11 protein-coding genes are annotated in these 7895 nt (G+C 65.1%); 5 read left to right on the top strand and 6 right to left on the bottom strand.

Annotated features, from left to right (window positions below; translation table 11 throughout):
* Nucleotides 1–32: 32 nt before the first annotated feature.
* Nucleotides 33–947 (bottom strand): LysR family transcriptional regulator, encoded by a 915-nt coding sequence (locus tag H8A95_RS40230; protein WP_229188069.1) that lies wholly within the window; start codon nt 945–947, stop codon nt 33–35.
* A 152-nt stretch (nt 948–1099) separates the two neighbouring features.
* Between H8A95_RS40230 and H8A95_RS40225 the strand changes: the two genes are divergently transcribed.
* Nucleotides 1100–1543, top strand: a complete 444-nt coding sequence (locus H8A95_RS40225; RefSeq protein WP_229188068.1) for a nuclear transport factor 2 family protein — start codon at nt 1100–1102, stop codon at nt 1541–1543.
* Nucleotides 1544–1547: 4 nt separating this feature from the next.
* The gene (locus H8A95_RS43990) at nt 1548–1724 is read left to right on the top strand and encodes a DUF1127 domain-containing protein (RefSeq protein WP_338028070.1); all 177 of its coding nucleotides are present in this window, start codon (nt 1548–1550) and stop codon (nt 1722–1724) included.
* Nucleotides 1725–1795: 71 nt separating this feature from the next.
* Here the strand turns inward: H8A95_RS43990 and H8A95_RS40215 are convergent, their stop codons facing one another.
* The 3 genes from H8A95_RS40215 to H8A95_RS40205 form a co-directional block, all read right to left on the bottom strand.
* The gene (locus H8A95_RS40215) at nt 1796–2482 is read right to left on the bottom strand and encodes a glutathione S-transferase family protein (RefSeq protein ID WP_163159210.1); all 687 of its coding nucleotides are present in this window, start codon (nt 2480–2482) and stop codon (nt 1796–1798) included.
* A gap of 135 nt (nt 2483–2617) precedes the next feature.
* Nucleotides 2618–2944, bottom strand: coding sequence for a hypothetical protein (locus tag H8A95_RS40210; RefSeq protein ID WP_229188066.1), 327 nt, complete (start codon nt 2942–2944; stop codon nt 2618–2620).
* Between the two features lie 250 nt (nt 2945–3194).
* Nucleotides 3195–4328, bottom strand: coding sequence for a site-specific DNA-methyltransferase (locus tag H8A95_RS40205; protein WP_163159206.1), 1134 nt, complete (start codon nt 4326–4328; stop codon nt 3195–3197).
* Nucleotides 4329–4436: 108 nt separating this feature from the next.
* Here H8A95_RS40205 and H8A95_RS40200 point away from each other — a divergent pair, with 108 nt between their 5' ends.
* From H8A95_RS40200 to moaB, 3 genes are all read left to right on the top strand, one after another.
* Entirely contained in the window at nt 4437–4640 is a 204-nt protein-coding gene (locus H8A95_RS40200) for a hypothetical protein (protein WP_229188065.1), read from the top strand.
* A gap of 70 nt (nt 4641–4710) precedes the next feature.
* Nucleotides 4711–5646, top strand: a complete 936-nt coding sequence (ypfJ, locus tag H8A95_RS40195; protein WP_229188064.1) for a KPN_02809 family neutral zinc metallopeptidase — start codon at nt 4711–4713, stop codon at nt 5644–5646.
* Nucleotides 5647–5781: 135 nt separating this feature from the next.
* On the top strand, nt 5782–6345 hold the full coding sequence (moaB, locus tag H8A95_RS40190; protein WP_229188063.1) for a molybdenum cofactor biosynthesis protein B: 564 nt from the start codon (nt 5782–5784) through the stop codon (nt 6343–6345).
* Nucleotides 6346–6487: 142 nt separating this feature from the next.
* Here the strand turns inward: moaB and H8A95_RS40185 are convergent, their stop codons facing one another.
* Complete coding sequence (locus tag H8A95_RS40185) at nt 6488–7429, bottom strand: bifunctional helix-turn-helix transcriptional regulator/GNAT family N-acetyltransferase (protein WP_229188062.1); 942 nt, start codon at nt 7427–7429, stop codon at nt 6488–6490.
* Between the two features lie 42 nt (nt 7430–7471).
* Nucleotides 7472–7895: glycosyltransferase family protein (locus H8A95_RS40180; protein WP_229188061.1), on the bottom strand; the 424-nt coding region annotated here is incomplete at its 5' end.

Genomic DNA, 7895 nt, shown 5'->3' with positions numbered 1-7895 from the left:
GGAAGCAGGGACGACAGTTGGATGGACCCGGGCTACACCTTCCCCGTCTCCAGCTCGCGTCCGGTCTCCAGCATCAGCCGGCGCAGCCAGATCGAGCCGGGGTCCATCTGCGCCCGCGTCGGATAGAACATATGCTGCTCGTCGATCCCGGGATCGAGCGGCGGCGTCACGATCGCCAGCGACAATTGTTTCGCCAGCGCCGAGATCAGCCGCCGCGGCACGAAGGCGACGAGGTCGGTGCGCGCGGTGACGTGCAGCGCCTCGATATAGCCCGGCACCACCAGCGCAATCCGCCGCTCGATGCCCTTGGCGCGCAGCCAGGTGTCGATCAGATCCTCGTTATGGCCGCGGATGATCACGGCGACATGCCGCGCGGCGAGGAACGCTTCGCGCTTCTTCAGCTTCGCTCCCACAGGGTGGCCACGCCGCACCGCGAGCGCATCGATGTCGGTGTAGAGCCGCTGGCGGTGAAAGCCCTTGAAGGAATTGCCGATCGAGATCACGAGATCGATGGTGCGGGCGAAGTCCGGCGTGAAGATCGTGGAGCTCCGCCACGGCACCACGTCGATGGTGACGTGGGGCGCGAGCCGCGTCACCTTCTCCATCAGCGGCGGCATTAACAGCTCGACCGCCAGGTCTGGCATCATCAGGCGGAAATGCCGCTCGCTGCGCGCGGCGTCGAAATCGTCGGACACGAACAGCGTGCGCACCTGGTCGAGTGCCTGTGCCAGCGGCGAGCGCAGCGCCTGCGCCCGCGGCGTCAGCTCCATCCGCGCGCCGTTGCGCACCAAAAGCGGGTCGCCGATCAGGTCGCGCAGCCGCTGCAGCGCGTGGCTGGTCGCCGGCTGCGACAGATTGAGCCGCAGCGCGGCGCGGCTGACGCTGCCGTCGCGCAGCAGTGCGTCGAGCGCGACCAGCAGGTTGAGGTCAAGCGAATTCAAATTCATCAGGTGAATATATATCATACCGCCTATCGATTGGAAGAATGCGGATCGGAGCCGCATGGTTGGGAGGCGAGGCGTTTTGACGCGAAGCGGGTTACCGGTTCGCGTGAGCAAGCGCCTGACATCAGAGCCAACCCATCGCAAGGAGACGCGCCATGAGCGCAGCCGACAACAAGAAACTGGTGCAGGAGATATTCGTGGTCGCGAGCAATCCCGATCCCGCGGTGCGCGAGAAATCGCTGTTCATGACAATGCTTGCCGACGATGCGATCTGGACCGTGACCGGGCAATATTCCTGGTCGCGCACCTTCACCGGCAAGCAGTCGATCATGAACGACCTGCACGGGCACGTCCGCTCCCGGCTGGTGGAGCGGACCCGAACCATCGCCCATCGCATCATCGCCGACGGCGACATCGTCGTGGTCGAGGCCAAGGGCAATAACCTGACCAAGGAAGGCCAGCGTTACGACAACGACTACTGCATGGTGTTCCGCTTCGACGGCGGCCGGATCAAGGAGGTGCGGGAATATTGCGACTCGGTGCTGACCGAGAAGGCGCTCGGTCCGTTTCCGGCGGCCGCGGTTCGCGCGGCGGGTTGAAGCGCTGACGGTCGCAGCCACGGCAGCGCTGGCCTCGATCCGGCGGCGGCGTGAGGACCGGCGCGCATGGCGGCAGCTCGCTGCCATGAGCGAACGCGAGTTGCAGGACATCGGCGTCTGCCGCGCCGACATCGTCCATCATCGCCGTGACGAGAAGGGCAGCCGGTACTGGCCGCCGTAAGTTGCGATGCGAAAATGCGCAGGGTGGGCAACGCGTCAGCGCGCCCACCCTGCGCAGCGTTGAGGGATAGCTTACGCCACCTTGGCCTTGAGATGGCCGAACATGATGTCGCGCGCCGCGTCATCCATCTCGGTCTTGAAGGTGTGCTTGTCCTTCAGCGCGATCGCCCGCGCCGCCGCCGGCCGCGCCGAGATCTCGTCGACCAGCCGCTTCACGTTCGGATATTTGGCGTAGCCTTCCTCGCCGAGGATGAACGGCGCCATCCGCGCCCAGCCCCAGAACGCCATGTCGACGATCGTGTAGCTGTCGCCGACCATGTAGCGCTGTTTCGCCAGGTGATCGTCGAGGATCTTGTAGTGGCGATGCGCTTCGTACTGGTAGCGGTTGTTGGCGTAGTCGAGGTCCTTCGGCGCGAAATGCTTGAAGTGCACGGCCTGGCCGGAATACGGGCCGAGGCCGGTTGCGATGAACATCAGCCAGGACAACGTTGCGGCGCGGTTGGCCGGGGTGTTGGCAGGCAGGAACTTGCCGTTCTCCTCGGCGAGGTAAAGCAGGATGGCATTGCTGTCGAACACCAGCACACCGTCATCGTCGATCGCCGGCACCTTGCCGTTCGGATTGACCTTCAGGAATTCCGGCGCGAACTGCTCGCCCTTGCGGGTGTCGACCGGGATCGCCTCGAACGGCAGGCCGGATTCTTCCAGGAACAGTGCGACCTTGTTCGGGTTCGGCGCGCCATTGAAATAGAATTTGATCATGAAGGGACTCCCTTGGTTCTTGTGACCGGCGAGATCGGGACACGGCGGGGAAGGCCGCGGACGAACCCTCATGCGCAAATTTTGCTGCGCTGCGCAAGCGGCGAGTTTGTGAATCAGGGTCGCGTGGCGCGCTGGTCAGCCGACCCAGAAGAAGCCCAGGATACCCGCGACGACCAGCGCAATTCCCGCGACGTCCAGCACGGCGGCGGAGCGGGTCGCCGCATGCAGGTGTGAGACCTGCGTCGCGCGCTCGGAGCCGCGGGCAAAGCCGTGGACGATGACCTCTTCATTGAACTCGCCATGCGCCTCGAGGGCGAGCGTCAGTCCGACGCAGACGAGCAGGATGCCGAAAATGATCAGGCCGAAGAATCCGAGCAGGCCGATCAGCAGCATCGGAAACATGCCGAGCAGGAAGATCGGCAGCAGCGGCACCAGCAGCAATGTCTCGGATTGTCTTCGCATCGGGCGACCAATCGAAACGGCAAGTGACGAGGACAAATGTAGACCCGCTCCGTCGATGCATCAAGGCGCCAGCGTTCAAGACGGCGTCATCCCCTCGTCATTCCCTGATGCGCGATTGCGCATCTGAGGGCTCGCGAAGCGAGAACCCGGAATCCTTTGAACTGCAGCGCAGGTGGCGCAATGGATTCCGGGTTCGCCGCTCCGCGGCGCCCCGGAATGACGAGGAGATGATTTTGGATCGCGCGGGCGCTCAGCCGACCGCCATCTCGGAGCGGATCTCGGCGCGCAGCTCGTCGATCAGCCGCAGGCCGGTCTTGGTCTCGACGTGCCAGAAGGTCCAGCCGTTGCAGGCGCCGGAACCCTGGGCGACCGCGCCGATGCGGTGGATCGAGCCGACCTTGTCGCCGAGCATGATGGCGCCGTCGGCGCGAACCAGCGCGCCGTGGCGCTTCTTGGCATCGACCAGTCTGGCGCCGGGCATGATCATGCCGCGCTCGATCAGTTCGGAGAACGCGACCCGAGGCGCCTCGCGGGCGGTCATGAACGGGGCCAGGGTCTCGGCCGGCAGCGGCTCGATCGCGGCGATGCGGGCTTCGGCGGCGGCGGCATAGGTTCTGTCGCGCTCGAAGCCGATATAGCTGCGGCCGAGTCTTTTTGCGACCGCGCCTGTCGTTCCGGTACCGTTGAACGGATCGATCACGAGATCGCCGGGCTTCGACGACGACAGCAGCACGCGGGCGAGCAGCTGTTCGGGCTTCTGCGTCGGGTGGACCTTCTTGCCGTCGTCGCCCTTGAGGCGCTCCTCGCCGGTGCACAGCGGGATCAGCCAGTCGGAGCGCGCCTGCACGTCCTCATTGGACGCCTTCAGCGCTTCGTAATTGAAAGTGTAGCCCTTGGCCTTCTCGTCGCGCGCGGCCCAGATCATGGTCTCGTGCGCGTTGGTGAAGCGGCGGCCGCGGAAGTTCGGCATCGGATTCGACTTGCGCCACACGATGTCGTTCAGGAGCCAGAAGCCGAGGTCCTGCATGATCGCGCCGACGCGGAAGATATTGTGATAGGAGCCGATCACCCACAGCGTTGCCGACGGCTTCATCACGCGGCGGCAGGCGAGCAGCCAGGCGCGGGTGAAATCGTCATAGGCAGCGAACGACGAGAACTTGTCCCAGTCGTCGTTGACGGCATCGACATGCGATTCGTCGGGGCGCTTGAGATCGCCCTTGAGCTGCAGATTGTAGGGAGGATCCGCGAAGACCAGGTCGACCGAGCCGGCCTGAAGCTTCGACAACTCGGCCACGCAATCGCCAATGACGATGTGGCTCGACGGGGCACTCTCAAATTTAGTGCGGGGCGCCCTTGCAGACGCCCCGCGACGCGACACTACCATGACTCAAGAACTCTGACTCAGGCGACGCTGTCGGCGACGCGGGACTAAACAACCGACTGGGGTCACATTGACCCGGCAAAGTAAAAATCGACTTAATTGGAAATCTTCATGCAAAAGATTGCAGCATCTTTTGCGCGGCATGACGCATTGTGGTTCGCGTTGTGCTGCAACATCAGCGCGTTCGGCGAAAAAAATTGCGGATCATCAAACCGGCACGATTCGACCGGTAAATTGGCCGCCGCGCGCAGCCGTTCGCACTGCAAGGGATGCGCGTCTTCCGGACTAGGCAATTTTTGCCGGGCAGGATATTGATTAACAGAATGGAAATTTTAAGTTGGTGTGTCCCGCATTGGGTCGCCGACTGGAATGAAGGGAAGCCGCCATGCGCTATGATGATTTCCGTCGCAGCGACGACATCGAAGACCGTCGCGACGACAGCGGAGGCGGCGGCGGTGGTGGCGGCTTCGGGATTCCGATGGGCGGCGGTGGCGGGCTCGGCATCGGCACGGTCATCGTGCTCGGCCTGCTTGGCTACGCCTTCGGCATCGACCCGCGCATCCTGATCGGCGGCGCCGAGATTCTCACCGGCGGCGGCCAGGCGCCGAGCTACCAGACCGATCGGCAGTCGTCGGGCGGGCAGGCCAAGCGCGGCGCGCCGACTGACGAGATGGGCAGCATGATCTCAGGTATCCTCGGCGAGATCGACGATCGCTGGAGCGAGATCTTCCAGGCGAGTGGCCAGAGCTACACCGGTCCGAAAATCGTGCTGTTCCGTAACGCCACCAACGGCGGACGCTGCGGCATGGCGCAGTCGGCGATGGGTCCGTTCTACTGCCCGCCGGACAAGACCATCTTCCTCGACACCGGATTCTTCCGCGAGGTCGAGACGCGCTTCCGCGGTTGTTCGGGCAACGCCTGCAAATTCACCACGGCCTACATCATCGCGCATGAGGCCGGCCATCACATCCAGAACCTGCTCGGCATCATTCCGCGTGTGAACCGGTTGCAGCAGCAGGCCGGCAGCAAGGCCGAGGCCAACGCGCTGCAGGTCAAGGTCGAGTTGCAGGCCGATTGCCTCTCCGGCGTCTGGGTCAACCGCGAGGAGAAGAAGCGGCCGGGCTTCCTCGAGGCCGGCGACATCGACGCCGCGCTGACCACGGCGAATGCGATCGGCGACGACACGCTGCAGCGGCAGGCGACGGGCAGGGTGGTGCCGGACTCATTTACCCACGGCTCCGCCGCGCAGCGCAAGCAATGGTTCATGACCGGCTACCAGCAGGGCACCGTGCAGGCCTGCAACACGTTCGGTGGCGGTTAGGTCTAGATCGCGTCATCCTGAGGTGCTCGCCTCTTCGGCGAGCCTCGAAGGATAAAGCGCCCGTGGCCCATCCTTCGAGGCTCGCAAGGGCTCGCACCTCAGGATGACGGCTGTGGGTTTGGAACGAGGTGCGAAATGTCCTCAATCGACGAGACCAAGCAATTCGTCCCGCTCAACATCGCGGTGCTGACGATTTCCGACACCCGCTCGCTGGCGGATGACAAATCGGGCACTACGCTCGCCGATCGTCTCACCGCGGCCGGCCACAAGCTGGCGGCGCGTGAGATCGTTACCGACGATGTCGAGGCGATCCGTGCCGTGATTCGGCGCTGGATCGCGGATCCGGGCGTCGACGCCGTGATCACCACCGGCGGCACCGGCTTCACCGGCCGCGACGTGACGCCGGAGGCGGTCGAGCCGCTGTTCGAGAAGCGCATGGACGGCTTCTCGATCGCCTTCCACATGCTAAGCCACGCCAAGATCGGGGCATCGACGATCCAGAGCCGCGCTACCGCGGGTGTCGCGGGTGCGACCTTCATCTTCTGCCTGCCCGGTTCGCCCGGCGCCTGCCGCGACGGCTGGGACGGCATCCTGGCCGCGCAGCTCGACTACCGCACGCGGCCCTGCAATTTCGTCGAGATCATGCCGCGGCTCGACGAGCACCTGCGCCGCCCGAAGGCGAAAGGGGCGAGCGCGTAGCTGCTACGTCGCTCCACCGTCATTCCGGGGCATCGCGCAGCGATGAGCCCGGAATCCATTGGGCCACAGAATGTGCGGCGAAATGGATTCCGGGCTCGCGCTGCGCGCGCCCCGGAATGACGAAGATGGAGGGGGTGACGCCTTAAAGCTCCAGCTCCCAGGTCTCGCCGACCAGGTCGACGCCAAAGCTGTGGTGCTTCTCTTCCTTCACCCGCTGAAAGCCGGCGCGGGCGTAGATACCGCGCGCAGCGACCAGAATGCTCTGGGTCCACAGCGTCATCTTGCTGTAGCCCATCTCGCGCGCGGAGCGGATGCACTGCTCGACCAGGGCACGGCCGACGCCTAGCCCGCGCGCCTTCTCCCCCACCGCCAGCAGTCGCAGCTTGGCGACCCCATCGCCGCCGTTGACGAGGAAGACCGATCCGACCGGCTCGCCGTCGACCTCCGCGATCCAGCAATGCTCGCAGGCCGGATCGAACGATCGCAGAAACTGCGCGCAGATCTCGGCCACCAACGCCTCGTAGCTGATGTCCCAGCCATACTCCTCCGCGTAGACGCGCCCTTGTTGCGAGATCACCCAGCCCATGTCGCCGACGCGATGGCTGCGCAACAGGAAGCCGACCGGCTTTTCCGACGGCGGCTCCAGCGACTGCTCGATCGTGCCCATCGCGCGCACCACGGCGGCGCGACGCTCGCTGTCCATCTGCTTCAGCAGCGCGCCGACCTCGCTGCGCGAGCGACTGTCGAGATCCGCGGCCGCAGTGCGACCCTTGGCGGTGAGGGCCACCTCATTGACTCGCTTGTCGGCCTTCGACGGCTTGCGGCTCACGATCTGGCGGCGCTGCAGCGCCGCCAGCGTGCGGCTGACGAAGCCGGCATCGAGGTCGAGATCGCGCACCAGATCGGTCGCGGTGCAATTTTCGCGATGCGCGAGCTCGTAGATGATCCGCGCTTCCTGCAGCGTGAATGTCGAGTGCAGCAGCTTCGGCTCGATGATGCCGAGCTTGCGGGTGTAGAACCGGCTGAAGCCGCGGACCGCGGCAACCTGGCCCTCGAGGGCCGCGTCATAGGAATTTGATTTCATCAAGCATATTATTTGACGGAATCAAATAATATGCAAGTGGCTTCACGCCACCATGATCCGGCTGCGCAGCATGGTGCGGGAGGACCGGCCGAGCCGGCGCAGCAGGCGCGCCTCGGAGCGGCGCGCGTCCGGCCGGTAGCCGCCGATCCGCTCGTAGTGGTCGCGCGCAATCAGGAGGCCCTGTTCGGCCGAGGGGCCTGTGATCATGCGGGCGACGAATTTGAGGCCGTCGCGCAGGCCGGGATCGGAATAGGGCGCGCGGGCGTAGCGGAAAATGCCGGCGCGGTCCTTGCCGCTTGCCGCCACCATCTGGATGAACTGGGTGGTCTCCTCGATCCAGCCGGCATCGAGCACCGCGCCCGGATGCAGGAACATCAGCCAGGGCGACCGCGCCTGCCGTGCGCCCGCCGCGAGCGCCGCGGCGCGCGTGCCCTCGAACCGCAGGAACCCGCAGCCGGCAACGTCG

Origin of the sequence: Bradyrhizobium oropedii (genome assembly GCF_020889685.1) — a bacterium.
Taxonomy (GTDB): domain Bacteria; phylum Pseudomonadota; class Alphaproteobacteria; order Rhizobiales; family Xanthobacteraceae; genus Bradyrhizobium; species Bradyrhizobium oropedii.
This window is presented reverse-complemented; position numbering and strand designations above follow the sequence as displayed.